The sequence below is a fragment of the Marichromatium gracile genome (assembly GCF_004343155.1).
Lineage (GTDB): Bacteria > Pseudomonadota > Gammaproteobacteria > Chromatiales > Chromatiaceae > Marichromatium > Marichromatium gracile.
Genome location: NZ_SMDC01000004.1, coordinates 231,121 through 256,376, shown reverse-complemented (window position 1 = coordinate 256,376; position 25,256 = coordinate 231,121). Strand labels below are relative to the sequence as shown.

General features: G+C 69.1%; 20 protein-coding genes, 4 tRNA genes and 1 pseudogene. 18 read left to right on the top strand and 7 right to left on the bottom strand.

Translation table 11 applies throughout. The features are described 5' to 3' along the window. Positions 1 to 7: 7 nt before the first annotated feature. A complete protein-coding gene (locus tag EDC29_RS08710) occupies positions 8 to 1,657 on the top strand; it encodes a sensor domain-containing diguanylate cyclase (RefSeq protein ID WP_132229449.1) in 1,650 nt (549 codons plus the stop codon). A 12-nt stretch (positions 1,658 to 1,669) separates the two neighbouring features. Here EDC29_RS08710 and EDC29_RS08705 read toward each other — a convergent pair whose 3' ends face one another. The 3 genes from EDC29_RS08705 to EDC29_RS08695 are packed head-to-tail and all read right to left on the bottom strand — an operon-like array spanning position 1,670 to position 6,782. After that, positions 1,670 to 4,111, bottom strand: a complete 2,442-nt coding sequence (locus EDC29_RS08705) for a response regulator (protein ID WP_132229447.1) — start codon at positions 4,109 to 4,111, stop codon at positions 1,670 to 1,672. Positions 4,112 to 4,168: 57 nt separating this feature from the next. Next, complete coding sequence (recN, locus tag EDC29_RS08700) at positions 4,169 to 5,854, bottom strand: DNA repair protein RecN (protein ID WP_123143308.1); 1,686 nt, start codon at positions 5,852 to 5,854, stop codon at positions 4,169 to 4,171. 34 nt (positions 5,855 to 5,888) lie between these two features. Beyond that, positions 5,889 to 6,782 (bottom strand): NAD(+) kinase, encoded by an 894-nt coding sequence (locus EDC29_RS08695; protein ID WP_165913470.1) that lies wholly within the window; start codon positions 6,780 to 6,782, stop codon positions 5,889 to 5,891. Between the two features lie 248 nt (positions 6,783 to 7,030). Between EDC29_RS08695 and hrcA the strand changes: the two genes are divergently transcribed. The 5 genes from hrcA (at position 7,031) to dapB (ending at position 13,008) form a co-directional block, all read left to right on the top strand. After that, positions 7,031 to 8,086: a heat-inducible transcriptional repressor HrcA gene (gene hrcA / locus EDC29_RS08690; RefSeq protein ID WP_123141370.1), complete on the top strand. Its 1,056-nt coding sequence runs from the start codon at positions 7,031 to 7,033 to the stop codon at positions 8,084 to 8,086. A gap of 82 nt (positions 8,087 to 8,168) precedes the next feature. Then, complete coding sequence (gene grpE, locus EDC29_RS08685) at positions 8,169 to 8,834, top strand: nucleotide exchange factor GrpE (RefSeq protein ID WP_123141369.1); 666 nt, start codon at positions 8,169 to 8,171, stop codon at positions 8,832 to 8,834. 89 nt (positions 8,835 to 8,923) lie between these two features. Then, positions 8,924 to 10,867, top strand: coding sequence for a molecular chaperone DnaK (dnaK, locus tag EDC29_RS08680; protein ID WP_123143427.1), 1,944 nt, complete (start codon positions 8,924 to 8,926; stop codon positions 10,865 to 10,867). 122 nt (positions 10,868 to 10,989) lie between these two features. Beyond that, the gene (dnaJ, locus tag EDC29_RS08675; protein ID WP_132229445.1) at positions 10,990 to 12,129 is read left to right on the top strand and encodes a molecular chaperone DnaJ; all 1,140 of its coding nucleotides are present in this window, start codon (positions 10,990 to 10,992) and stop codon (positions 12,127 to 12,129) included. Positions 12,130 to 12,192: 63 nt separating this feature from the next. Further along, the gene (gene dapB / locus EDC29_RS08670; RefSeq protein WP_123141366.1) at positions 12,193 to 13,008 is read left to right on the top strand and encodes a 4-hydroxy-tetrahydrodipicolinate reductase; all 816 of its coding nucleotides are present in this window, start codon (positions 12,193 to 12,195) and stop codon (positions 13,006 to 13,008) included. 40 nt (positions 13,009 to 13,048) lie between these two features. Here the strand turns inward: dapB and EDC29_RS08665 are convergent, their stop codons facing one another. Beyond that, a complete protein-coding gene (locus EDC29_RS08665; protein WP_123141365.1) occupies positions 13,049 to 13,441 on the bottom strand; it encodes a DUF3775 domain-containing protein in 393 nt (130 codons plus the stop codon). Positions 13,442 to 13,584: 143 nt separating this feature from the next. Between EDC29_RS08665 and EDC29_RS08660 the strand changes: the two genes are divergently transcribed. The 11 genes from EDC29_RS08660 to EDC29_RS08610 all read left to right on the top strand — a co-directional run bounded on the left by EDC29_RS08660 (position 13,585) and on the right by EDC29_RS08610 (position 22,788). Beyond that, a complete protein-coding gene (locus EDC29_RS08660; RefSeq protein WP_132229443.1) occupies positions 13,585 to 14,373 on the top strand; it encodes a M48 family metallopeptidase in 789 nt (262 codons plus the stop codon). A 10-nt stretch (positions 14,374 to 14,383) separates the two neighbouring features. Continuing rightward, positions 14,384 to 15,481: a carotenoid 1,2-hydratase gene (locus EDC29_RS08655; RefSeq protein ID WP_165913469.1), complete on the top strand. Its 1,098-nt coding sequence runs from the start codon at positions 14,384 to 14,386 to the stop codon at positions 15,479 to 15,481. Between the two features lie 32 nt (positions 15,482 to 15,513). Further along, a complete protein-coding gene (locus EDC29_RS08650) occupies positions 15,514 to 16,890 on the top strand; it encodes a c-type cytochrome (protein WP_132229439.1) in 1,377 nt (458 codons plus the stop codon). 108 nt (positions 16,891 to 16,998) lie between these two features. Then, positions 16,999 to 17,075: transfer RNA gene (locus EDC29_RS08645), tRNA-Met, on the top strand. Between the two features lie 73 nt (positions 17,076 to 17,148). Beyond that, positions 17,149 to 17,225: transfer RNA gene (locus tag EDC29_RS08640), tRNA-Met, on the top strand. 73 nt (positions 17,226 to 17,298) lie between these two features. Further along, a tRNA-Met gene (locus EDC29_RS08635) sits at positions 17,299 to 17,375 on the top strand. Positions 17,376 to 17,448: 73 nt separating this feature from the next. After that, positions 17,449 to 17,525: transfer RNA gene (locus EDC29_RS08630), tRNA-Met, on the top strand. Positions 17,526 to 17,788: 263 nt separating this feature from the next. Next, positions 17,789 to 19,408: a tetratricopeptide repeat-containing response regulator gene (locus tag EDC29_RS08625; protein WP_123143091.1), complete on the top strand. Its 1,620-nt coding sequence runs from the start codon at positions 17,789 to 17,791 to the stop codon at positions 19,406 to 19,408. 44 nt (positions 19,409 to 19,452) lie between these two features. Next, positions 19,453 to 20,142 (top strand): sensor histidine kinase, encoded by a 690-nt coding sequence (locus tag EDC29_RS08620; protein ID WP_123143090.1) that lies wholly within the window; start codon positions 19,453 to 19,455, stop codon positions 20,140 to 20,142. Then, the gene (locus EDC29_RS08615) at positions 20,139 to 21,890 is read left to right on the top strand and encodes a vWA domain-containing protein (RefSeq protein WP_243695641.1); all 1,752 of its coding nucleotides are present in this window, start codon (positions 20,139 to 20,141) and stop codon (positions 21,888 to 21,890) included. Before EDC29_RS08620 ends, EDC29_RS08615 begins: the two co-directional genes overlap by 4 nt. 19 nt (positions 21,891 to 21,909) lie before the next feature. Next, a complete protein-coding gene (locus EDC29_RS08610) occupies positions 21,910 to 22,788 on the top strand; it encodes a hypothetical protein (protein ID WP_123143088.1) in 879 nt (292 codons plus the stop codon). 8 nt (positions 22,789 to 22,796) lie between these two features. On the opposite strand, the gene EDC29_RS08605 is transcribed toward EDC29_RS08610, so the two are convergent. The 3 genes from EDC29_RS08605 to EDC29_RS17495 form a co-directional block, all read right to left on the bottom strand. Further along, on the bottom strand, positions 22,797 to 24,476 hold the full coding sequence (locus EDC29_RS08605; protein ID WP_132229435.1) for a GGDEF domain-containing protein: 1,680 nt from the start codon (positions 24,474 to 24,476) through the stop codon (positions 22,797 to 22,799). Between the two features lie 48 nt (positions 24,477 to 24,524). Then, on the bottom strand, positions 24,525 to 24,704 hold the full coding sequence (locus EDC29_RS08600) for a PLDc N-terminal domain-containing protein (protein WP_062271220.1): 180 nt from the start codon (positions 24,702 to 24,704) through the stop codon (positions 24,525 to 24,527). Positions 24,705 to 24,868: 164 nt separating this feature from the next. After that, entirely contained in the window at positions 24,869 to 25,144 is a 276-nt protein-coding gene (locus EDC29_RS17495) for a hypothetical protein (protein ID WP_242466041.1), read from the bottom strand. Between EDC29_RS17495 and EDC29_RS17490 the strand changes: the two are divergent. Beyond that, positions 25,131 to 25,235 (top strand): annotated as a pseudogene (locus EDC29_RS17490) (IS481 family transposase); the annotation flags it as partial. The gene EDC29_RS17495 and the pseudogene EDC29_RS17490 sit on opposite strands and share 14 nt — an antisense overlap. Positions 25,236 to 25,256 lie beyond the last annotated feature (21 nt).

The following is a 25,256-nucleotide window of genomic DNA, read 5'->3' as shown; positions in this document are numbered from 1 at the left end:
GAGCCTGGTGCAAACGGGACAAGATGCTGAACGTGATGGCGGGGGGGAGCGACAGGACCGGCTGATTGCGCACTCGCTGACCCTGTTCTTCGCGATCTTTCTCGCCATCGCCGCGGTGATCGGCGGTCTCGGCGCCATCTTCTACCAGTCCGAGGTCAAGCGCTATCTCGAGAACACCGCCGAGCAGGAGCGCTATCGCATCGAGCTGCTGCGCTATCTCGTCCACGGCACCTTCGACGACGTCATCGGCGACCTCTTCGTCCTCGCCGGTCAGAACGAGCTCGAATGGCTGCTCGTTGATGGCGACACGCAACACCTGCGCTCGGCCATCGCCGACGAATATCTCGCCTTCTCCACCCTCAAGGGGGTCTATGACCAGTTGCGCTTCCTCGATCTCGAGGGGCGTGAGCGGGTGCGGGTCAACTACAACGACGGTGCCCCGGCGGTGGTGCGCAACGCCGATCTCCAGGACAAGCACCATCGCTATTACTTCACCGCCAGCCTGGCGCTGCGCCGCGGGCAGGTCTATGTCTCGCCCTTCGATCTCAACATCGAGCACGGTGGCCTCGAGCGTCCGCTCAAGCCGATGATCCGGCTCGGCACCCCGGTGTTCGATGCCGTCGGCAACAAGCGCGGCGTGGTGCTGATCAACTATCTCGGCGAGCATTTGCTCGATCGTCTGGCCACCGCCGGTGCGGCGATGAGCGGTGAGCTTGCGCTGCTCAACGCCGATGGCTACTGGATGCTCAGCCCGCGCGAGGACGATACCTGGGGCTTCATGATCCCGGAGCGCGCGGCGCGGCGCTTCGACAACGACTATCCGCGCGAGTGGGCCTTGTTGCGCGCGCACGAACAGGGTCAGGTCCATACCGACAACGGGCTGTTCACCTTTGCCGAACTCCATCCGCTGGAGCCGGGACGTCGACTCGGTGTCGGTCATCTCGCGCGCACCGCGCCGGGCACCGAGCGTTATGTCTGGTATCTGGTCTCGCAGGTCCCGGCGGCGGTGATCGAGCATTACACCGGCGGGTTGCTGACGCGGTTGCTGATGCTCGGCGCCGGGGTGTTGCTGGTGATCGCGGTCGGCTCCTGGTACCTGGCGCTCGGCATCATCCGTCGGCGTCTCTACGAGTCGCAGCTGGTGACGCTGGCGCACTACGATCGACTCACCGGGTTGCCCAACCGGACGCTGTTCTTCGACCGGCTCGAACGGCTCCACGAGAGCGCGATGCGTTACGGGCGGCGCTACGGCCTGCTCTATCTCGATCTCGACGGCTTCAAGCAGGTCAACGACACCTTCGGCCATCATGCCGGCGACCGGCTGCTCGAGCAGGTTGCGGTGTTGTTGCGCCAGGGGGTGCGTCGCGCCGATACCGTCGCTCGGCTCGGCGGCGACGAGTTCGCCATCCTGCTCTCCGAGGTCGGTGACGCCGATACCGCGCACCAGTTCGGCAACAAGCTGATCACGCTGATCGGTGATGCCGAGCAGCTGCACTCTCAGGGGGTGCGAGTCGGGGCCAGCGCCGGGATCGCCATCTATCCCGATCACGCCAGCTCACCTGAGCTGTTGGTGCGCCGCGCCGATCAGGCGATGTACGCGGCGAAGAAACGGGGCAAGAACAAGTGCGTGGTGTGCCGGCGGCTGGTGCTGTCCTGAGCCTGCGGCCGTTCAGCCCTCGCGGGTGCGCCGCACCCAGCCGGTGAGGGTGTTGTAGAGCTCCTTGAGCCCGAGCGGCTTGCTCAGATAGTCGTCCATCCCGGCATCGAGACACTGCTCGCGATCACCGGGCATCGCCAGCGCGGTCAGGGCGATGATCGGGGTGCGCCGCAGCGCCGGCGCCTCGCGCAGCCGTCGGGTGGTCTCGAGCCCGTCCATGCCGGGGATCTGCACGTCCATCAGGATCACGTCCGGTCGGCGCTCGCGCGCGAGCGCCAGCGCCGCCTTGCCGCTACGGGCGGTGGCGACCGCGCAGCCGCGGATGCGCAGATAGGTGGCGATCATCTCCTGGTTGCTCTCGTTGTCCTCGACCAGCAGCACCTGGACCTGGCCGAGCGCGTCTGCCTCCGCGGTCTCGTCGTCGCCCGCGGCGTGGCTCCCGGGCTCGTCGCCGGCCTCCTGCGCGGCCGGATCCCAGGGCAGCACGATGTCGAAGCGGCTGCCCGCGCCGGGCTCGCTCTCGACCTCGATGCGTCCGTGGTGCAACTCGGCCATGCCTGCGGCGAGCGCCAGCCCCAGCCCGCTGCCGTCGTACTGGCGCGAGGGCCGGCTGTCGAGCTGGACGAAGGGCTGGAAGAGGCGCTCGCGCTGCTCCGGGGCGATGCCGACACCGGTGTCCCAGACACAGACATGGACCTCGCCCCGGGGGGCGTCGGCGCGCACCTCGAGCCCGATGCGCCCGCCCTCCGGGGTGAACTTGACGGCGTTGCCGAGGAGGTTGACCAGCATCTGCTTGAGCCGCCGGCTGTCGCCCTGGACCAGCCGCACCGCCGGGTCGATGTCGGTGGCGATGGCGATCGACTTGCGCTTGGCCGCCGGGCCGATCAGCCGCAGGCTCGCCTCCCACAGCTGGTTGACCGGGATCTGGTCCCAGCGCAGCTGCATCTGCCCCGAGGCCACCCGCGACATGTCGAGGATGTCGTTGATCAGTTCGAGGAGATGGGCGCCGTTCTCATGGATGGTGTGAATGGCGCGCGCCTGCTGCGCGGTGAGCGGCCCGAGCAGGGTGTCACCGATGGTCTCGGAGAGTCCGAGGATGGAGGTCAGCGGGGTGCGCAGCTCGTGGCTCATCGCGGCGAGGAACTCGTCCTTGGCGCGGGCGCTGCGCGCCAGCTCGACGTTGGCGCGATCGAGTTCGGCGGTGCGTTCGCGCACCCGCTCGGCAAGCAGCGCGCGCTCCTCGGCGAGCGCCTGATGGGCGTTGCGCAGCGCCTGCTCGGCGCGCTTGCGCGCGGAGATGTCGGCGAAGGTGACCACCGCGCCGACCAGGCTGCCGTCGCGATAGATCGGGTTGGCGTGGTACTCGACCGGGATGCTGGTGCCGTCGGCGCGCCAGAACACCTCGTCGTCGACCCGCGCCGGGGTGCCGTCGCGGTGGGTGCGCGCGGCCTTGCAGTCGCAGGCGGCATAGGGGCTGGCATCGACGCGCGAGTGGTGCAGGGTGCGGTGCATGTCGCGTCCGTGCAGTGCTTGCGGCGAGTCGTAGCCGAGCATGCGCGCGCCGGCGGGGTTGCAGAAGGTGCAGCGGCCCTGGGTGTCGACGCCGTAGATGCCCTCGCCGGTGGATTCGAGCAGCAGGCGGAAGCGCGCCTCGCTCTGGCGCAGGTGCTCCTGGGAGTTGGCGAGATTCTCCTGCATGTGCTTGAGGGCATGGAGCATCTGTGCGTGCTCGTCGTTGCCGCTGACCTGGATCTGGGTGGAGAAGTCGCCGGCGCTCACCCGCCGCGCGATCGCCGTTGCGGTGGCGATGGGCTGGCCGATGGTGCGATCGAGCAGCCAGATCAGCGCCGCCACGGCCACGCTCATCACCCCGAGCACCAGCGCCAGCACCTTGAACTCGGCGGCGCGTGTCTGGCGGTCGATGGCGGCGATCTGGATGCGCTCGTGGGCGCGCGCCTCGGCCACCAGACGATCGATCAACTCGGTCGGCTCGCGGTCGATGCCGCGCACGTCGCGGTCGACGCTGAGCTGGGCGGCGGGGTCCTCCGCGCGATAGTGATCGAGCGCGTCGCGATAGGCCGAGCCGAGGCGCAGGTGGGCGGCGAGGAAGTGCTCGGCGCTGGCGCGCACCCGCGGGTCGTGGTCGCGCAGCAGCTCGAGCAGCCGGGCGACGGCGGCACGGGTCTCGACCTCTTCCTGCTCGAACTGTGCCAGATAACGCTGGTAGAGCTCGGGGTCCTGGCCGCGCAGCAGGATGTTCTTCCACTCCTGCACCTGGGTCTTGAAACTGACCTGGGCGGTGAGCGCGGTGGTGACGATCTGCGAGCTGCGGGCGCGGATCTCGGACTCGCGATCGGCGGCCTGTTTGTGGAGATGGAAACCGTAGAGTCCGACGGCGAGATCGACGATGAGGATGGCGATGAGTCCGCCGGCGAAGCGTGTGCGTACGTTCATGTGCGGTTCGTCGGGGCGCCGGGTGGCGCCCGTGCGATGGCGACCTCTGGGCGGGTTTCAGGATGGAGGCGTGGCGGCGGCGCGGTCGAGCATCTCGCTGGCGTGGTCGCGGGTGCGGCGGGTGATCTCGGTGCCGCCGAGCATGCGCGCGATCTCCTCGATGCGCGCCGACTCGTCGAGCGGATCGATCCGGGTGTGGGTCTCGCCCTCGCGCCGCTCCTTGCGCACCCGCAGCTGGCGGTGGGCCTGGGCGGCGACCTGGGGCAGGTGGGTGACGCAGAGCACCTGGCGCTCGGCGCCGAGACGGCGCAGCAGCCGACCGACGATCTCGGCCACGCCGCCGCCGATGCCGACGTCGACCTCGTCGAAGACCAACGTGGGGATGCGCCCGCAGGCGGCGGTGGCGACCTGGATGGCCAGGCCGATGCGCGAGAGTTCGCCGCCGGAGGCGACCCGGGCGAGCGGCTGCAGCGGCTGGCCGGGGTTGGCGCTGACCATGAAGGTGATCCGTTCCAGCCCGCCGGCTGCGGCGCGCTCGGTGGGCAGGGGTTCGAGCGCGACGGCGAAGCGTCCGCCGGCCATGCCGAGCTCGCCCATCGCCGTGCTCAGGGTCTCCTCGAGACGCGTGGCGGCGGCGGTGCGCGCCTCGCCCAGTGCCTCGGCGCCCTGGAGATAGCGCCCCCAGGCCGCCTCGCGCGCCTCGGCCAGCCCGGCGAGCGCGACCGAGGCCTGTTCGAGCGCGTCGAGTTCGGCGCGGCGCTCGGCGAGGTATTCGGGCAGCTGGGCGGGAAAGATGCGATGCTTGCGCGCCAGCGCCTGGAGCTGTTCGAGCCGGGCCTCGACCGTGGCCAGGGCGTCGGGGTCGAGCTCCAGCCCGTCGAGATAGTGACGCAGCGCCGCGGCCGCCTCGCCGGCATGGATGCTCGCCGTCTCCAACAGTTCGCGGGCCTCGCCGAGCGCGGGGTCGATGGCGGCGAGATCCTCGATCTCGGCGAGGGTGGCGGCGAGCTGATCGCAGATCGTCGGTTCGCCCTCGGCCAGTGCCTGGAGTACGGTGGCGGTGCCGCTCTGGAGCTGTTCGAGATGGCTGAGACGGCGCTGCTCGCCGTCGAGCTGTTCGAGCTCCGCGGCATCGATCGCCGCAGCCTCCAACTCCTCGACCTGGAAGCGCAGCAGCTCGAGGCGCTCGGCGCGGCTCTGCGCCTCCTGCTCGGCGCGCTCGAGGGCGCGGGCGTGGTCGCGATAGGCGCGGAAGTCGGCGGCGACCTGCTCGGCGAGCGCACGGTGGCCGCCGTAGGCGTCGAGCAGGTCGCGCTGGGCCTCGGCGCGCAGCAGCGACTGGTGGGCGTGCTGGCCGTGGATGTCGACCAGCAGCTCGCCGAGTTCGCGCAGTTGCGCGGCGGTGGTGGGGTGGCCGTTGACATAGGCGCGCGAGCGCCCCTTGGCCACCAGCAGGCGGCGCAGGATGCAGGCGTCCTCGTCGCCCTCGAGCTGGTGGGCGCGCAGCCAGTCGCGTGCGGCTGGGTTGGCGCCGAGATCGAAGCCGGCGACGATCTCGGCGCGCGTGCAACCGGGACGGATCATCGTCGTTTCGGCCTTGTCGCCGAGGGCCAGCCCGAGCGCGTCGATGAGGATCGACTTGCCGGCGCCGGTCTCGCCGGTGAGCGCGCTCATCGCGGCCTCGAACTCCAGCTCGACGGCGCTGACGATGGCCAGGTCCCGGACCATGAGATGGGTCAACATGCCGCGCAGCCTCCGTGCTCGGTGGGGTGTCCGTTCATGCCCGCCGGGTCTGGGTACGTCCGCCCCAGCCGAGCTTGGCGCGGAGGATCTGGTAGTGGTCCTGTCCGAGCGGGTGGAGCAGGGTGGCGCGCTCGGGGTGGCGGGTGATCTCGATCGTTGCCCCGGGCGGCAGCTGGAGCTCGTCCTGGCCGTCGCAGGTGATCTGCACGTGTCCCAACTCGAGCGGGCCGACGCGCACCTCGATGTGCCGGTCGGCGGGCAGCACCAGCGGGCGGTGGGCGAGGTCGTGAGGGCAGATCGGCACCAGCACGATGGCCTCGAGTCCGGGATCGATCAGCGGGCCGCCGCCGGAGAGGGCGTAGGCGGTCGAACCGGTGGGGGTGGCGATGATCAGCCCGTCGGAGCGCTGGGCGTTGACGAAGACGCCGTCGACATAGGTCTCGAACTCGATCATCCGCGCGGTGTTCCACTTGTGGATGACCACGTCGTTGAGCGCGCAGGCGCGGCGCGGCGGGGCCTGGTCGCAGCGGATGCGCGCCTCGAGCATGGCGCGCGAGTCGGTCTTGTACTCACCCTCGAGGATGCGCTCGAGCACCGAGCCGATCTCCTCGGGCGAGACGTCGGCGAGGAAGCCGAGGCGCCCGAGGTTGATCCCGACCAGGGGCACGTCGTGCGCGGCCAGCGCGCGCGCGGCGTGCAGCAGGGTGCCGTCGCCGCCGACCACGATCACCAGGTCGCAGCGCTCGCCGAGCTCGTCGAGCGGGCGGGCGGCGCCGACGGGGGCATCGAGCAGATGGGCGCTCTCGGCGTCGAGCAACACCTCGAGCGCGTGCGCGCGCAGATAGGCGCAGAGGGTGCGAAGGGTGCTGCGTGCCTTGTCGGGGTCGCCTTGCTTGCCGATGATGCCGATGGTCTGGAAATGCGCCATGGAGTTCTGTGTGGGGTTGGGGACGGCAGGACCGATAAACGTTAGCATGGGCGGCCAGACACGCCAATAGGCGTCCGGGGGCAGCCTTGACAGGGTAGGAGCAAATCCCTAAATTCCTGTGTTAGCACTCTCTGACGGTGAGTGCTAACGGGGTCGACCCCCCTGATGTCCGCCGCCGCGTGGCGGGCGTGAGGCGAAGGTCGACGATGGTCCATCCGCGCGATCCAGTGATGTAGGCGGCTGAAACCTTGGCAGGCGAGACGCGACAGTTCGATTCCCCGGTGAGCGAGCGGGCGCTGCTGTTCCTGAAGGCGTTGGTCGAGCGCTACATCAGGGACGGCCAGCCGGTCGGCTCCCGGACCCTGGCCAAGGATACCGGCCTCGACCTCAGTCCGGCGACGGTGCGCAACGTGATGGCCGACCTCGAGGACCTGGGGCTGCTGGTCTCGCCCCACACCTCGGCCGGGCGGGTGCCGACGGCGGCCGGGTATCGGCTGTTCGTCGATTCGCTGCTCACGGTCAGTCCGCCCTCGGAGCGCGACATCGCCTCGCTGCGCAGTACCTTCGTGCCGGGGATGGACGCCAAGTCGCTGGTCGAGACCGCCTCCAACCTGCTCTCCGGGGTCACCCATCTGGCCGGGGTGGTGATGCTGCCGCGCCACGAGCGCAACGCCTTTCGCCAGATCGAGCTGGTGCCGCTGTCCGACTCGCGGGTGCTGGCGATCCTCATCACCACCGAGGGTGAGGTCCACAACCGCATCATCAACACCGATCGCCGTTTCTCGCCCGCGCAGCTCGAGCAGTCGGCCAACTATCTCAATCAGATGTTCACCGGACAGGACATCAACGAGGTGCGCCGGCGGCTGCTCGAGGATCTCAAGCGTACCCACGAGAACATGGACCAGTTGATGATGCACGCGGCGGTGCTCGCTCACCGCGTGGTGGAGGATGCCGACCGCAAGGACGACTGCTACATCGCCGGGCAGACCAACCTGATGGAGTTCGGCGAGCTCTCCAGCATGGATCGGCTCAAGCAGCTGTTCGAGGCCTTCAACGAGAAGCGCGAGATCCTCCACATTCTCGATCGCTGCATCGCCGCCGACGGGGTGCAGATCTTCATCGGCGAGGAGTCGGGCTACGCGCTGCTCGACGACTGCAGCGTGGTCTCCACCACCTATCGGGTCGAGGGTGAGGTGGTCGGCGTGCTGGGGGTGATCGGCCCGACCCGCATGGACTACCAGCGGGTGATCCCGATCGTCGATGTCACGGCGCGGCTGCTGGCTGCGGCGTTGCGTCAGAATTAGCGCGGAACCAGGTTTCATCACGCGCTGCCATGTCTATGTCCGACGTGGTGGCGCGGTCGTTTACGGAATTTCGGAGGTCACAATGAACCCAGAGCAGAAGCGCCCCGAGCAACAGCCCGAGCAGCAGGGCCAGGGCGACGAGGCGGTCAATCGCGCCGCCGTCTCGGCCTACGCCGAGGCCTCGGCCGAGGTCGAGACGCCGGTCGAGGACAGCGCCCCCGAGGGCGAGCAGCAGGTCGCCCCCGACGAGCCGGCGGCGCCGAGCGCCGAGGAGCTGGGCGCGGCGCTGGCCGAGGCGGCCGAGGCGCGCGCCGAGGCCGAGAGGCTGCGCGAGCAACTGCTGCGCGCCCACGCCGAGGGCGAGAATCTCAAGCGGCGTCACGCCAACGAGCTGGAGAAGGCGCACAAGTTCGCCCTCGACGGCTTCGTGCGCGAGCTGCTGGGGGTGCGCGACAGTCTCGAACTGGGGCATCAGGCGGCGCAGGATGAGGGCGCCGATGTCGCCAAGCTGCGCGAGGGCACCGAGCTGACGCTGAAGTTGCTCGGCGACGTGATGGACAAGTTCGGGGTGGCGCAGGTCGACCCGATCGATCAGCCCTTCGACCCCGAGTTCCATCAGGCGATGTCGATGCAGCCGCGCGAGGATGTCGCGCCGAACACCGTGGTGGGGGTGATCCAGAAGGGCTACATGCTCAATGGCCGCCTGGTGCGCCCGGCGCTGGTGCTGGTCTCCCAGCAGCCCGCCTGAGCATCGCTTGAACGCCCTGGGGGGCTCCCCCAACTGATCGAACAGCCAGGCGCCAAGGCGCCATACGACACAATTCGGAGACGATAGTCATGGGAAAAATCATCGGTATCGACCTCGGCACCACCAACTCCTGCGTGGCGGTGATGGAGGGCGACAGCGTCAAGGTCATCGAGAACGCCGAGGGTGATCGCACCACCCCCTCGATCATCGCCTACACCAACGACGGTGAGGTGCTCGTCGGCCAGTCGGCCAAGCGTCAGTCGGTCACCAACCCGACCAACACCCTGTTCGCGGTCAAGCGTCTGATCGGCCGCCGCTTCGACGACTCGGTCGTCAGCAAGGACAAGGACATGGTCCCCTACAAGATCGTCAAGGCCGACAACGGCGACGCCTGGGTCGAGGTCAGCGGCAAGAAGATGGCGCCGCCGGAGATCTCGGCCAAGGTGCTGCAGAAGATGAAGAAGACCGCCGAGGACTATCTCGGCGCCGAGGTCACCGAGGCGGTGATCACCGTCCCGGCCTACTTCAACGACTCGCAGCGTCAGGCCACCAAGGACGCCGGTCGCATCGCCGGGCTCGATGTCAAGCGCATCATCAACGAGCCGACCGCCGCGGCCCTGGCCTACGGCATGGACAAGCAGCGCGGCGACCAGAAGATCGCCGTCTACGACCTCGGTGGCGGCACCTTCGACATCTCGATCATCGAGATCGCCGAGATCGAGGGCGAGCACCAGTTCGAGGTGCTCTCGACCAATGGTGACACCTTCCTCGGCGGCGAGGACTTCGACCTGCGCATCATCGACCACCTGGTCGAGTCCTTCAAGAAGGAGCAGGGCGTCGATCTGCGCAACGATCCGCTGGCGCTGCAGCGTCTCAAGGAGGCCGCCGAGAAGGCCAAGATCGAGCTGTCCTCGAGCCAGCAGACCGACATCAACCTGCCCTACATCACCGCCGACCAGAGCGGTCCCAAGCACCTCAACCTCAAGCTCACCCGCGCCAAGCTCGAGTCGCTGGTCGAGGAGCTGGTCGATCGCACCATCGCGCCCTGCCGCACCGCGCTGAAGGACGCCGGTCTCACCGCCGGCGAGATCGACGAGGTGATCCTGGTCGGTGGCCAGACCCGCATGCCCAAGGTCCAGGCCAAGGTCGAGGAGTTCTTCGGCAAGACCCCGCGCCGTGACGTCAACCCCGACGAGGCGGTGGCCATCGGTGCCTCGATCCAGGGCGGCGTGCTCGGCGGCGAGGTCAAGGACGTGCTGCTGCTCGACGTCACCCCGCTGTCGCTCGGCATCGAGACCCTCGGCGGCGTGATGACCAAGCTCATCGAGAAGAACACCACCATCCCGACCTCCGCCGGTCAGGTGTTCTCCACCGCCGACGACAACCAGACCGCGGTCACCGTGCACGTGCTCCAGGGCGAGCGCGAGCGTGCCGCGAGCAACAAGTCGCTGGGTCGCTTCGACCTCTCCGACATCCCGCCGGCGCCGCGCGGCGTGCCGCAGATCGAGGTCAAGTTCGACATCGACGCCAACGGCATCCTCAACGTCTCGGCCAAGGACAAGGCCACCGGCAAGGAGCAGTCGATCGTCATCAAGGCCTCCTCCGGCCTGTCCGACGACGAGATCGAGCGTATGGTCAAGGACGCCGAGGCCCACGCCGAGGACGACCGTCACTTCCAGGAGCTGGTCGCCGCGCGCAACCAGGCCGACACCATGATCCACGCGACCCGCAAGTCGATGGAGCAGCTCGGTGACAAGGTCGAGAGCGGTGAGCGCGAGTCGATCGAGAGCGCCATCAAGGACCTCGAGGAGGCCATGGGTGGCGAGGACAAGGAGCGCATCGAGGCGCTGACCAAGACCCTCGGCGAGTCCTCGGCGAAGATGGCCGAGCGACTCTACGCCCAGAACGCCGAGGCCGGCGGCGGCGAGGCCGGCGCCGAGGGTGGCGCCGACGCCCAGTCGTCCGGCGCCAAGGGCGGTGCCGACGATGTGGTCGACGCCGAGTTCGAAGAAGTCAAAGACGACAAGAAGTGAGGTGAGCGGCCGCTAAGCGGCCGCCTCGACCTTTGTGGCGAAAGCGTACCGACGTTCTGCGTCCGTGCGCTTTCTGCTTATGAACACGTCCGAGGCTGGCGTGCTGCGGCTGGAATGAATCAATGTCAAAACGCGACTACTACGAAGTCCTCGGTGTTCAGCGCAACGCCAGCGAGGCCGATCTCAAGAAGGCCTTTCGCCGCTTGGCGATGAAGTATCATCCCGACCGCAACGGCGGCGCGGATGCCGAGACCAAGTTCAAGGAGGCCAAGGAGGCCTACGACGTCCTCAGCGACGCCAAGAAACGCTCGGCCTACGACCAGTTCGGCCATGCCGGGGTCGAGGGCGCTCCGGGCGGCTTCGGCGGCGCCGGTGACTTCGGCGGCGCCGGCTCCTTCTCCGACATCTTCGGCGACGTCTTCGGCGACATCTTCGGCGGTCGTGCCGGGGGCGGCGGGCGCCGCGCCCAGCGCGGGGTCGACCTGCGCTACGACCTCAGCCTGACGCTCGAGGAGGCGGTCAACGGCAAGGATGTCAGCATCCGCATCCCCACCCAGGTCGATTGTCAGTTCTGCGGCGGCAGCGGCGCCAAGCCCGGCACCAAGCCCAAGACCTGTCCCACCTGCGGCGGTGTCGGTCAGGTGCGCATGCAGCAGGGCTTCTTCTCCATCCAGCAGACCTGTCCCGAGTGTCGCGGCACCGGGCACGTGATCGAGGAGCCTTGCTCGCACTGTCGTGGCCAGGGCCGGGTGCAGGAGGAGAAGACGCTGTCGGTGAAGATCCCCGCCGGCGTCGACACCGGTGATCGCATCCGCCTCGCCGGCGAGGGCGATCGCGGCGAACTCGGCGGTCCGCCCGGCGATCTCTACGTCCAGGTGCAGGTGCAGCCGCACCCGATCTTCACCCGCGAGGACAGCAACCTCTACTGCCAGGTGCCGATCGGCTTCGTCGCCGCCGCGCTCGGCGGCGAGCTGGAGGTGCCGACGCTCGACGGCAAGGTGATGCTGAAGATCCCCGCCGGCACCCAGACCGGCAAGATGTTCCGGGTCCGCGGCAAGGGCGTGAAGCCGGTGCGCGGCGGCCCGGTCGGCGATCTCATCTGCAAGGTGGTGATCGAGACCCCGGTCAACCTCACCGAGCGTCAGCAGGAACTGCTGCGGGACTTCGAGGAGAGCGTCCGCGAGGGCGGCTCGCGCCACAACCCGCAATCGCACTCCTGGCTCGACGGGGTCAAGAGCTTCTTCGAGAAGATGGGGCTCTAGGCCCGGCACTCGCCGCACCGCGCCGCGCGCGGTGCGTCATCCGCCAACAAGGACATCCTTCACATGACAGACATCAGGATCGCAGTGGCCGGTGCCGGCGGGCGCATGGGACGCGCGCTGGTACAGGCCGTCACCGAGGCCGAGGGCGTGGTGCTCGGCGCCGCCACCGAGCGCGCGGGCAGTTCGCTGCTCGGCACCGATGCCGGTGAGCTGGCCGGGGTCGGCGCGCTCGGCGTGACCCTCGTTGCCGAGCTGGCGACGGTGCTCGACGACTTCGACGTGCTCATCGACTTCACCGCGCCGGCGGCCACGCTCGCCCATCTCGAACTCTGCCGCGGCGCCGGCAAGCGCATGGTGATCGGCACCACCGGCTTCGACGAGGCCGGGCGTGCGGCGATCGCCGCGGCCGCCGAGTCGATCGGCATCGTCTTCGCGCCGAACATGAGCGTCGGCGTCAACCTGACCTTCAAGCTGCTCGACATCGCCGCGCGGGTGCTCGGCGACGAGGTCGACATCGAGATCATCGAGGCCCATCACCGTCACAAGGTCGATGCCCCCTCGGGCACCGCGCTGCGCATGGGCGAGGTGGTGGCCGAGGCGCTCGGGCGCGATCTCGACGAGGTCGCCGTCTACGGGCGCGAGGGTCACACCGGCGCGCGCGAGCGCCGTACCATCGGCTTCGAGACCATCCGCGCCGGCGATGTGGTCGGCGAGCACAGCGTCTGGTTCGCCGCCGAGGGCGAGCGCGTGGAGATCGCCCACAAGGCCTCCAGCCGCATGACCTTCGCCAGCGGTGCGGTGCGTGCCGCCGGTTGGATCGGCGCGCGCTCGCGCGGCCAGTTCGACATGCAGGACGTGCTCGGGCTGCGCGATTACTGAGTCGCCCGTCGCCCCGCCGCCGGCGGGGCGACGACCCGGCTCAGTCCTGACAGGAGTAGCCGAAGGCGATCAGCCCTTCCTCCAGGTCGTCGGCGACCATCGGGTGGACCAGCAGATAGGCCGCCGCGCGCAGCGAATACTCGCCGATGGCGTCATCGACCGCCGTCTCCCAGTCCTCCAGCTCGTAGTCGCCGCGCCCCAGCCACATCAGCGCCACCAGCTCGGCACGCTGACGCTGGCTCATCTCGGCGATGGCCTCGGTCATCGCCACCAGCGCCATGTCGTCGCTGTGGTCGGCGAGCATCTGCAGTCCCCAGTCCTCGGTCGGGCTCGAGGGGACGTCCGGCAGCACCACCTCCTCCTTGGCCTGGAACTCGCGGACCTTGCCGATGATCTGGCACAGGGTCTGGGGTTGGATGTGAAGCTTGCTCATCGATCTCCTCGCTCTCGACGGAGTCCGGCCGCGGGATGCGGCGCGTCGTCGAATGGCCAGTGTACACCGCCGCGCCGGGGTGGTGGCGCGCCGTCTCCGTCCCCATCTGCCCTGCAATGATCACTGCACGAGAGAGCCCCCGGATGTCCCCCTCGTCGCTCGCCCGCCGGCTGCTGCCCTGGTTGCTGGCGCTGATGCTGTGGGGCTGCGCCAGCGCGCCCGAGACCGGGCGCAGCCAGCTGATGCTGATCGATCACGCCGAGGAGGCCAGGCTCGGCGCCCGTGGCTTCGCGCAGATCAAGCGCGAGCTGCCGCGCGCCCGCGACCGTGCCGCCCAGGCGCGCGTCGAGCGCATCGGGCGGCGTATCGCCCGGGTCGTCGAGCTGCCCGGGGCGCGCTGGGAGTTCGTGCTGTTCGAGGACCCCAGCCCCAACGCCTTCGCCCTGCCGGGCGGCAAGGTCGGGATCAACACCGGCATCCTGCCGATCGCTCGCACTGATGCCGGGCTGGCCACGGTGATGGCCCACGAGATCGCTCATGTGGTGGCCCGTCACGGCGCCGAGCAACGCTCCCAGGAGATGCTCGCCGGACTCGGCGCCGGACTGCTCTCGGCGGTGCTCGGCGCCCAGGGCGTGCCGGGTAGCGACCTGGCGGTACAGGCCTATGGCGTCGGCGCCCGGCTCGGGGTGATCCTGCCCTATTCGCGTGCCCACGAGCTCGAGGCCGACCGACTGGGGCTCTTCTACATGGCCCGCGCCGGCTACGACCCGCGCGAGGCGATCGCCTTCTGGCAGCGTTTCCAGGCCGCCAGCCGGGGCAGGGCGGCACCGCCCGAGTTCCTCAGCACCCACCCGGTCGATACCACCCGTCTCGCGCAGCTGCGCGAGCTGCTGCCCGAGGCCGAGGCGATCTATGTGTGGAAGGCGCGCTGAGCGACGGTACTTGAGCCGCATCCGGCTGCCGGTCTTGGCGCTGGTCGGGCTGCTCGGCGGTTGCGAGGCGCCCCCGCCCCCCGTCGAGCAGGATGCTGCGCTGCTCGCCGGGGTCGCCGCGCTGCTCGCCCCCGGCGCGGTGCCGGGTCCGCTGGACCTGCCCGCCGACCATGGCACCCATCCGTCCCAGGGGCTGGAGCTGTGGCGGCTCCAGGCGCGGGTCGAGGAGACCGATGGACGGGCGCATCTGCTCACCCTGGGGGTCGTCCGCCTGACCCTGGCGACACCGCCCGATCCTCCGCTCTCGGCCTGGCGCGGCGATCGGCTGCTGTGGGGCTGGTCGCAGCGGCTGGGGCCGGTCGGGGTCGCGTTCGAGCAGCGCCGCGCCCGCGCCGTGCTCGGGCTGGCCGGGACGAGGCCGGACCCGCCGCGGGTGTGGGTGCGCGACTGGACGCTCGCGCTCGGGCCGGGGCGCCCGCCCTGGCGTCTGCGCTTCGAGGATGCCGCGGGGAGGCGGCTGGTGCTCGCCGGCGGCGCCCCGGCGCTCGGGCTGGCGCGGCTTGCCGCGACCCTCGGCGCCGAGGCGACGACCGCCGGCCCGCAAGGCTATCTGTTGCCGGGGCTGAGCGTGAGCGGGCAGCTGCTCGTCGACGGCCGGCCGCGCGCGGTCGAGGGGCGCGCCTGGTTCGAGCATCTCTGGGCCGGGGGCGGGGAGGGTGCTGGTGTCGGGCTGCGCCTCACCCGGCTGACGCTCCAGCTCGACGAGGCCCGCACCCTGGCCTGTGTCGAGCTGCGTCGTGCCGAGGCGGGCGGGCGACCGATCCCGGGCTGCGTGCTGGTCACTGACGACGGTCAGGTGCGCGCGTTCAGACGGCGCGAGCTGCGTCTCGAGGCGCAGGAGCGCGGCACGCACCCGGCGCGCTGGCGCCTCGAGATCCCCGCCCTCGCGCTGGCCGTGGCGCTGGCGCCCTGGGAGGATGCGCCGGGGCCGATCGCGCCTGGCGTGGCGGTGCGGGTCGCCGGCAGCGTCGAGGGGCGTGTGATCGATGGTTGGGGCTGGGTCGAGTCCGGCGGGCCGGGGCAGCGGATACGCGGGGAGGGTGAATGATGCGCTGGCGTGATCGTCGATGCTGGTCCTGGATGCTGCTCGCACTGGCGCTCGCCGGTTGCGACCGTCCGGGTGAGAAGGCCGAGGCCGGGCGCATCCCCGCCGCCGAGCAGCGCCCGGGCGATCCGGTGCGCGGGCGCGATGCCCTGCTCAATCGCGCGGTGGTGACCTGTGGCCCGCCCCATGCCGCCTATGCCGCGCGCGCCGGGGCGGGGGGCGCGCCGGCGCTCAATCCCGCCGGGCGTACCGGGCGCAACGCCGAGCTGCCCTATATGCTCACCGCCCATGTCGACCCCGCCGGGGTCGAGCTGGTGACCTCGAACTGTCTCGGCTGTCATGCCGCGCCGCTCGAGGGCGAGCTGGTGATCGGGCTGGGCAACGAGTTCCTCGATCTGACCGCGGACCCGCTGGTGGCGATCGAGGCGCTCGGCGCGGGGCTCGCGCCCGGTCCCGAGCGTGCGGCCTGGCGGCGCTGGGCCGATCGTATCGGGCGCATCGCCGACTACATGATGACCGACACCATCGGGGTGAACTCGGCCAACAACCTCACCCTGGCGCTGATGGCCCATCGCGACCCGCAGACCCTGGCCTGGTCCGATACGCCGCTGATCGCACCGCCGCCGACGCGTCCGCTGCCGGTGAGCGTGCCGCCCTGGTGGCACCTCGCCAAGAAGCACGCCGTTTTCTACAACGGCGAGGGGCGCGGTGATCATGTGCGCTACATGATCCTGGCCTCGACCACCTGTACCGACAGCGTCGCCGAGGCGCGTGCGATCGATGCCTGGTTCGTCGACGTGCGCGCCTATCTCGCCACCCTGCGCCCGCCGCCCTATCCCTATCCGATCGACGCCGAGCTGGCGCGCGTCGGCGAGCGCGTGTTCGCCGATCGCTGCGCGAGCTGTCACGGCACCCAGGGCGCCGACGGGCGCTATCCGAACAAGCTCGTCGCCCTCGGCAAGGTCGGCACCGACCCGGCGCTGGCGCGGGCGGCCTTCGCCGAGTCCGATCGTTTCCTCGACTGGTTCCACGACTCCTTCTATGGCGAACTGGGACGCTCGCGTCCCGGGCTGGGCTATGTCGCGCCGCCGCTCGACGGTATCTGGGCGACCGCGCCCTATCTGCACAACGGCGCGGTGCCGACCCTCGCCGACCTGCTCGAGAGCGGCGCGCGCCCGGCCTTCTGGCGCCACCAGCGCAGCGGCCAGGCGCTGCCCGAGTACGACACCGAGCGTCTCGGCTGGCGCTACCGGCGTCTCGCCGCGGGCAAGTCGGCGGCGATGAGTTGGGCGGAGCGCAAGCACATCTACGACACCAGCCTCCACGGCTACGGCAACCAGGGGCACGACTTCGGCGACCGGCTCGCCCCGGCGGCGCGCCGCGCGCTGCTCGAGTATCTCAAGACCCTGTGAGCGTCCCCGCATCGGCGCTCGCGGTGCCGTGTCCGGCGGGGTGAAAGACCTTGATGGAAAAAAGACTTGCGCCCCTCCACAGTCGTCCCTATAATTCTCGGTCTCGATTGCGGGGTGGAGCAGTCAGGCAGCTCGTCGGGCTCATAACCCGAAGGTCGTAGGTTCAAATCCTGCCCCCGCTACCACATCTCGTCGCGCCGATCGCAAGATCGCTCGACAGGGTCGCAAGACCCGGCCCAAGCGGGCACACAGTTCAGTTGCGGGGTGGAGCAGTCAGGCAGCTCGTCGGGCTCATAACCCGAAGGTCGTAGGTTCAAATCCTGCCCCCGCTACCACATCTCGTCGCGCCGGTCGCAAGATCGCTCGACAGGGTCGCAAGACCCGGCCCAAGCGGGCACACAGTTCAGTTGCGGGGTGGAGCAGTCAGGCAGCTCGTCGGGCTCATAACCCGAAGGTCGTAGGTTCAAATCCTGCCCCCGCTACCACATCTCGTCGCGCCGGTCGCAAGACCGCTCGACAGGGTCGCAAGACCCGGCCCAAGCGGGCACACAGTTCAGTTGCGGGGTGGAGCAGTCAGGCAGCTCGTCGGGCTCATAACCCGAAGGTCGTAGGTTCAAATCCTGCCCCCGCTACCACATCTCGGCCCACAGCATTCGTGTTGTGGGCCGTTTTTGTTTCTATCGCACCCCTTCGATGTCTTGCCGCCGGACGAGGCGGGCGTTAGCATCCCTTTTGTGATCCGGTTCCGATATCACCGCCCGGCGTTCGGTGCCCCGGCGCTTCGGTCCGGGCGCGATCGGGTCGACCCTTGCCCGAGGTCGAGGGCGCATCCATGTGCAGGAAGGTGTCGACCCGATCGGCATCCCTATCCAGCCCAGCACCGCGGGGAGCAAGTCAGATGGCGCCACCGGCCGATTTCTCCAAGAAAACCTATCTGGTCATCGACGACTTCTCCGACATGCGCTCGGTGATGCGCAGCATCCTGCACTCGCTCGGCGTCACCCGCATCGACCAGGCCCGCGATGGTAACGAGGCGATCGGGTTGATGGAGCGCCGTCACTACGATGTGGTGCTGTGCGATTACAACCTCGGTAGCGGCAAGGACGGCCAGCAGGTGCTGGAGGAGGCGCGCCATCGCGCGCTGATCGGGGTCGATACCATCTTCATCATGGTCACCGCCGAGAACACCCGCGAGATGGTGATGGGCGCGGTGGAGTTCGCCCCCGACAACTATCTCGCCAAGCCCTTCACCAAGGAGCTGATCAAGACCCGGCTGGCCAAGCTGTTCGAGCGCAAGTCCGACCTCGCCGAGGTCAACCGCGCGCTGGTGGCCAAGGACTATGGCGGGGCGATCGCCGCGCTCGACACCCTGATCGCCGGCAAGCCGCGCAATCTCGCCGAGCTGTTGCGGCTCAAGGCCGATACCTGCATCACCGCCAATCGCTACGATGACGCCATGGCGATCTACGACGAGGTGCTCGAGGGGCGCGACCTCAACTGGGCGCATCTCGGCAAGGGGCGGGTGCTGTTCCAGCAGAAGCAGTATGTCGCCGCCCAGGAGGTGTTCGAGCGTCTGCTCGAGCTCGACCCCAACTTCATCCCCGGCTACGACTGGCTTGCGCGCGCCCAGTTCGCGCAGAAGGCCTTTCCCGCCGCGGAGAAGACCCTGCAGAAGGGCGCCAAGCTCTCGCCGCGCAGCGTCGAGCGCCAGCAGCGTCTCGGCGAGCTGGCGCTGAGCAACGACGATCGCGAGGTCGCCGAGAGCGCCTTCGATCGCGCGGTGGCCTTCGCCAAGCACTCGGTACACAATCACCCCTCGATCTATGCCGGACTGGCCAAGGCCAAGAGCGCCAACGACAAGCACGTCGAGGCACTGAAGGTGATCGGCGAGATCGACAAGACCTTCGGCGACGACCCCGAGGCGGCCTTCTACAAGGCCAGTACCACCGCGGTGGTCAAGCGGCGCAAGGGCGATGCCCAGGGCGCCGCCGAGGCCTTCGCCGCCGCCGGCGAGGCGATGAACGCGCTCGGCGAGCTGGCCTCGCCACAGCTCGCGCTGGAGATGGTCAAGACCTGCTCGGAGCTGGGCGAGCCGGAGAAGGCCACGGGTTATCTGCGCACCGCGATCGCCAACAACCACGACGATCACGCCTTCCTCGCCGAGGTGATGCACGTGTGCGAGGAGAGCGGCATCGCCGAGGAGGCCGACGCGGCCATCCGCGCCATCCAGCAGGACGTGGTACGCACCAACAACCAGGGGGTGCGGCTGATCAAGCAGGGCGAGTTCGGCGCGGCCATCGAGCTGCTGCGCCAGGCCGCCGACGAGATGCCGGCCAACAAGACGATCAACCTCAACGCCGCCAAGGCCTGTATCATCAAGATGGAGCGCAACGGCACCTCGCCCGAGGAGATCCAGCTGGTACGCCGTTACATCGAGCGCGTCCAGCACGTCGCCCCGGGCGACTGGCGGCTCAACGACGTGCAGACGCGCCTGCAGCGACTGGCGACCGAGACCTGAGCGGGCCTGTGCGCCCTGGCCTAGAACCGGACGGCTCTGAACACATGGATTTCTCAGACATCCTTGCCTCCTCGATCCACGACATCAAGAACTCGCTCGGGCTGATCTTCAACAGCCTCGACGATCTGGTCGACGATCCGGCCAACCAGCTCGCCGACCCGCGCAAGGCGAGCCTGATCAAGCACGAGGTGCAGCGCGCCAACAACAACCTGGTACAGCTGCTCACCCTCTACAAGCTCGGCAACGCCCAGCTCGCGGTGCGCATCGCCGCGCACAACCTCGAGGAGTTCTGCGAGGAAGTGGTCGCCGAGTGCCAGGCGGTGTGCACCGCGCTCGGTCTCGATCTCGACTACGACTGCGACCCCGAGTTGACCGGCTACTTCGACTGGGAACTGGTGCGCGGGGTGCTGACCAGCAGCATCGGCAACGCCCAGCGCTATGCCCACGCCCGTATCCGGCTCAGCGCCGCCGAGGAGCAGGGCATGCTGGTGATTCGCGTCGAGGACGACGGCGCCGGCTTCCCCGCCGCGGTGATCGATCTGCTGCCCGATGACGGGCAGCCCGACTGGTCCTCGGAGTCCGAGACCGCGCCGGGCACCAGCCGCACCCGGCTCGGGCTCTACTTCGCCCATCAGGTGGCGCGGCTGCACCATACCCCGGAAGCGTTCGGGCGGATCGGCCTGAGCAACGCCCATCATCTCCCCGGTGGTTGCTTCGAGCTGTGGCTGCCGTGAGTCGTCTCTCCGTGCGATCCTGGCCGCTGCTGCTCTGCCTGCTGCTCCTGCCCGCCACGCCGTTCGCCGCGCCCGAGGACGTGCGACTGCTGATCGACGTCTCCGGCAGCATGCGCCAGAACGACCCCAAGAACCTGCGGGTACCGGCGCTGCGGCTGGTCAATTCGCTGCTCCCGGCCGGCGCGCGCGCCGGGGTCTGGACCTTCGCCGAGGGCACCGAGGTGCTGGCCGCGCCCGGGGTGGTCGACGACGACTGGCGCCGGCGCACCACCGCGAACCTCCGCCAGGTGCACTCGCGCGGGCTGTTCACCGATATCGAGGCGGCGCTGAAGGCCGCCACCGCCGACTGGGATGGTCCGCCCGGCGAGGGCGCGCGCCACGTCATCCTGCTCACCGACGGGCTGGTCGACGTCGCCAAGGACGATACCCGCGATGTCGCCTCGCGTCGGCGCATCCTCTCCGAGCAGCTCGACCGGTTGCGCGAGTTGGGGGTGAAGGTGCACGCGGTGGCGCTCTCCGACAACGTCGACACCGAGCTGCTCGAGGCGCTCACCGAGCGTACCGGCGGCTGGCTGGAGTCGGCCTCCAGCGCCGAGCAGCTGCAACGGGTCTTCCTCCACATGCTCGAACAGTCGGCGGCGCCGACCACGGTGCCGATCGAGGGCAATCACTTCGAGATCGACGCCCAGGTCTCCGAGTTCACCCTGCTGGTGTTCCGCGCCCCCGGCGGCGAGACCCGGCTGGTCAGTCCCGACGGCCAGACCCTCTCGGCCACCGCCCACGGTCCCATGGTGCAGTGGCGCGGCGAGCCCGGCTACGACCTGGTCACCATCGAGCGCCCGGCGCCCGGGCGCTGGACGCTCGACGGCGGGCTCGACCCCGACAACCGCGTCGCGGTGGTCACCGATCTCGGTATCGACGCCGCCCCGGTGCCGGCGGCGCTGCACTCGGGCGACACCCTGAGGCTCGAGGCCTGGATCACCGATCACGGCGCCCCGGTCGCCCGCACCGACTTCCTCAAGCTGCTCTCGGCCAAGGCGATCCTCACCCTGGCCGATGATCCGACCCGGCGCATCGACCAGCCGCTCGCGCTCGACCCGGCACGCAACCGTTTCACCGCCGAGATCAAGGCCAACGCCTTCGCCGCCGGGGTCTACGACCTCAGCCTGCTGATCGACGGCGAGACCTTCAAGCGTCAGTTGCAGCGTCGTCTGCGCGTCACCCCGACGCCGCTGACCCTCGACTATCAGGCGCGGGTGCTCGACCCCGCCTCGCCGAGCGAGAACGGTGACGCGGCGGCGGAGGACGCCGCGCCCAGGCCGCCTGCGCTGCTGCGGGTGGTGCTCAATCTCGAGCGCGATCAGGTCGCCCCCGAGAGCCTGTTCGGCTATGTGCGGCTGGAGGGGCCCGGGGGCGCGCAGTCGCTGCTCGAGATCGCCGCGCCGACGTCCCTGCCGATGCTCTACGAGCTGCCGGTCACACAGCCCGGCAGCTATCGGGTCGGTGCGCGGCTGGCCGCGCGTACCGTCAACGGCAGCTCGATCCTGCTCGAACCCCCCGACGAGACCCTGGAGTTCGCCTTCACCGCGCCCGTCGAGGAGCCGCCGGCGCCGCCGCCGGGCGCGTTCTCCTGGCTGGTGTTCGCGCTCTATGTGCTCGGCGGCAACCTGCTGCTCGCCGCCGCGCTCGGGCTGACCTGGTGGTTGTTCAAGCGGGCCGCGGCGAAGCAGGCCGCTGCGGAGGCGTGATGGGCACGGGGGAGACGACATGAGCGCGATCGAGATCGGCGGCCTCATCCTCAGCGTCGAGTTCGCCCTGGTGGCCTGGGGCGTGCTCTTCTTCATGCTCAGGCGCCAGCGCAAGGGCGACAGACAGGCCCAGGCCGACGCCAGCGCCGTGCTCGAGCAGGTCGATACCGGCGAGGAGGCACGCCGCGAGGCGCTTGCCGGGGTCTTCGCCGCGACCTACCAGCTCGAAGGCGATGAGCTGCAGTCGACCGTCGACGAGTATCTGGAGCGCGAGCGCGCCTTCTACAACGCGATGCTCGACATCTATCTCGAACGCAGCGGCGAGAAGCTCCAGGACCTGCCCAAGGAGCTGACCAAGGTGCTCGCGCCACTGGTGCACATGACCCCGACCAACATGGTCGATGTCGAGCAGCTCTCCGATCTCGAGGACGCCAAGGCGCAGCTCGAGGCCGAACTCGGCGACACCAAGAAGACCCTCAACCAGCTCATGGACGAGTACAACGCCGCCTTCAGCGCCCAGCAGCAGGAGGCAGCCGCGGCTGCCGCCAGCCCGACCGAGACGACGGGGGGCGGCGAGGACGCCGATGTGATCGACGACATCGACGCGCTGCTCGCCGAGGCCGGCGCCGATTTCGATGCCGCTGCGCCCGAGCCTTCAGTCCAGCCCCAGCCCGACGCCGATGCGCCCGAGTCTGAGGAGATGGAGATGGAGATGGAGGCCGAGGAGATGGAGGCGCCGAGCTTCGAGCTGGCCGATGAGTTCGAGATCGGCGAGGAGACCGACGAGGACCAGCAGCAGGCGGGGGACGACGAGGAGATCTGGCAGGAGAAGCTCGAGGAACTCAGCGATCTGTTCGAGACCCCGGAGGACGAGGCCAAGGGCAAGGACAAGGGCTGAGGTTGCGCTCAGCCGCCGTGAACCCGGCAGCAGTTGCGCCCGGAACGCTTGGCCTCGTAGAGCGCGGCATCGGCACGGCGGTAGACGTCTTCCGGGGTGTCGTCCTCGACGAAGGCGGCCAGCCCGCAGGACATGGTCACCGGGACCGGCTGACCGCGGTACTGGAAGCGTGAGGCGGCGACCTGCTCGCGCAGCTTCTCGGCGACCTCGAGTGCGGTCTCGATCTCGGTCTCGGGCAGCAGCATCATGAACTCCTCGCCGCCGAAACGGGCGACGAAGTCGCTCTTGCGGATCGAGGTGCGCAACAGCTTGCCGAGGATCTTGAGCACGTTGTCGCCGGCGGTGTGACCGAAGCGGTCGTTGATCCGCTTGAAGAAGTCGACGTCCCAGATGCTCAGCACCGCCGGGTGGCCGTAGCGCGCCCAGCGCTCGCACTCCTGGGCGATGCGCTCGTCATAGGCCAGCCGGTTGCTCAGCCCGGTGAGGCTGTCGAACAGCGCGCGCTGGCGTGCCTCGTGCAGCAACTGACGCAGCTCGCCGCTCTCCTCCTGGACCTTGCCCAGCTCCTGTTTGAGATGATCGATCTCGGCGCGCGCCTGGTTGAGCTGCTCCTGCTCCAGGCTGCGTCGGGCATCCATATGTTGCTGGATGTTGCTCAGGTGCCCCTGGATCGAGAGCTTGAGCTGATCGACGTCCTGGGCGGCGTCGACCGAGCGGCGGATGCGGGCGACCTCGGCGGACATGTCGGCATCGATCGAGGCGCCCTGTCGAGCGCTCTCCTCGCGCTGCCCGAACGAGGCCTCGAGATAGCGGTCGAGCGCCTCGAGCCGTCCGGTGAGCTGGGAGAGGAAGTGCTCGATGTCCTTCTTCTCCTGCTCGAGATGATGACGCGCGCGTGCCAGCAGGTCGGCGATCTCGGTGACCGCGCGCTCGGCGGTCTCGGCACTCGGCTCGTCGCGCAGCAGCGTGGTGATGGCGCTGAACTGCTTGGCGAAGGTCTCGGGGAGGTCGAGACGGTGGATCAGGTCGAGCAGCACCAGGTTGAAGGCCGGTAGCGACGGATCGAGCGTGGTGGCGAGGTCATCGCGCGGCGGCAGCGGGGCCTCGATCTCGGCAGGCTGGGTGTCGAGGTCGACCAGCTCCGTCGGTGTCTCCTCGGCGCCGCTCTCGCGATGTCCGCCGAACAGCCGTCCGAACAGCCCCTCGCTGCCTTGTTCGGAGCTGGCGAGCCAGTCGGTGAGGGTGCGGGCATAGTCGGAGTAGGCGGCGAGCGCGGCGCCGAGTCCTGGCTCGCGTCGCGCATCGCGCAGCCGCTTGCGCAGCGTCTTGGTCTCCTTCTTCAGCGCGCCGGGGAGACGCTGCTGCTCGAGCAGGTCGTCGAGCCGGGCGATGGCGCGATCGAGGTCGTCGGGCTGGGCGCGCTGCTCGTCGAGACGCAGCATCGACTCGGAGATGTCCTCCATCAGCAGGCCGATCTGCTTGGCCGTGGCGTTCTTGCGGATCGCCTGACGCAAGGACTCGAGCTGTTCCTCGAACGTCCTGTCCGGGGTCTCCACCGCGAGGCTCAGGCGCGAGACGGCGTAACGCAGCGTCTTCTCGATCTGCGCCCAGGCCTTTTCCTTCGCCTCCAGGGTGTCGAGCGTCCCGTAGTACTTCTCTTTCCAGTGATTGGTGTCTTGCGAGGCCATGTGGACGCGAGTCCTCTGGGTGGTGGACGCTGGGCGTGTGGTGCCGGTTCAGCGCTTGGGGCCGAGCAGCAGCCAGAGGATGAAGCCGAGCAGGGGAAGCAGCAGGATCAGCACGATCCACAGCACCTTGGAGAGGGTGCCGGCACGACTCTGCACCGTGCTGACGATGGCCCACACATTCAGTACCAGCAGCAGTAATCCAAAAAATCCGCTGACTTCTATCGACATCGATCGACTCCTGGTGATCCGGTTCGCCCCGGGCACGCCGGGGCGTGTCGAGGCTGGACCCTATGATGGTTGACGACCCCCGGAAGGGCGTCAAGCGCAGCGGCTATTTTCCTTGATCGCCGTCTGGATATCGGCCCGACATGGGAGGGCACGTGAGCGATCACTCACGACCACAGCCCCCAGAGATGAGAGCGCCGCGGTGCGGGCGCCGGGGAGAGGGGTGGGTGCAGCCCGCCGGGGCCGGTCGGCAGCCTCGGGCGAGGTGGCGCGGCGAGTGCGCGCAGTCGCTCGATGCGTGCCTCGGTCGAGGGGTGGGTCCGCAGCAGCGAAGGTTCGGGCAGGCGCCAATGGGGCGCGAGCAGCCGCTCCCAGCCGCGTCCCTGCAGGCGCTCGATGCGCGCCAGTCGAAAAAACGGGGAAACCTCAGCGCTCGGACGCATCGCTCCGATTCAAGCGCTCAAGGAATGGGCGCAGAAACACCCTGAGCTATTCAATAAGCGGGTATGCAATCTCAGGGGGCTTGAGAACTAACTCGCGCTTGTTTGAGCTTGT

Excerpts from the sequence above, each read along its gene's own strand:
- EDC29_RS08705 (WP_132229447.1), bottom strand. The coding sequence starts at position 4,111 with ATGAACGTACGCACACGCTTCGCCGGCGGACTCATCGCCATCCTCATC.
- recN (WP_123143308.1), bottom strand. The coding sequence starts at position 5,854 with ATGTTGACCCATCTCATGGTCCGGGACCTGGCCATCGTCAGCGCCGTC.
- EDC29_RS08695 (WP_165913470.1), bottom strand. The coding sequence starts at position 6,782 with ATGGCGCATTTCCAGACCATCGGCATCATCGGCAAGCAAGGCGACCCC.
- grpE (WP_123141369.1), top strand. The coding sequence starts at position 8,169 with ATGAACCCAGAGCAGAAGCGCCCCGAGCAACAGCCCGAGCAGCAGGGC.
- dnaK (WP_123143427.1), top strand. The coding sequence starts at position 8,924 with ATGGGAAAAATCATCGGTATCGACCTCGGCACCACCAACTCCTGCGTG.
- dnaJ (WP_132229445.1), top strand. The coding sequence starts at position 10,990 with ATGTCAAAACGCGACTACTACGAAGTCCTCGGTGTTCAGCGCAACGCC.
- dapB (WP_123141366.1), top strand. The coding sequence starts at position 12,193 with ATGACAGACATCAGGATCGCAGTGGCCGGTGCCGGCGGGCGCATGGGA.
- EDC29_RS08665 (WP_123141365.1), bottom strand. The coding sequence starts at position 13,441 with ATGAGCAAGCTTCACATCCAACCCCAGACCCTGTGCCAGATCATCGGC.
- EDC29_RS08660 (WP_132229443.1), top strand. The coding sequence starts at position 13,585 with ATGTCCCCCTCGTCGCTCGCCCGCCGGCTGCTGCCCTGGTTGCTGGCG.
- EDC29_RS08650 (WP_132229439.1), top strand. The coding sequence starts at position 15,514 with ATGCTGCTCGCACTGGCGCTCGCCGGTTGCGACCGTCCGGGTGAGAAG.
- EDC29_RS08625 (WP_123143091.1), top strand. The coding sequence starts at position 17,789 with ATGGCGCCACCGGCCGATTTCTCCAAGAAAACCTATCTGGTCATCGAC.
- EDC29_RS08620 (WP_123143090.1), top strand. The coding sequence starts at position 19,453 with ATGGATTTCTCAGACATCCTTGCCTCCTCGATCCACGACATCAAGAAC.
- EDC29_RS08610 (WP_123143088.1), top strand. The coding sequence starts at position 21,910 with ATGAGCGCGATCGAGATCGGCGGCCTCATCCTCAGCGTCGAGTTCGCC.
- EDC29_RS08605 (WP_132229435.1), bottom strand. The coding sequence starts at position 24,476 with ATGGCCTCGCAAGACACCAATCACTGGAAAGAGAAGTACTACGGGACG.
- EDC29_RS08600 (WP_062271220.1), bottom strand. The coding sequence starts at position 24,704 with ATGTCGATAGAAGTCAGCGGATTTTTTGGATTACTGCTGCTGGTACTG.
- EDC29_RS17495 (WP_242466041.1), bottom strand. The coding sequence starts at position 25,144 with ATGCGTCCGAGCGCTGAGGTTTCCCCGTTTTTTCGACTGGCGCGCATC.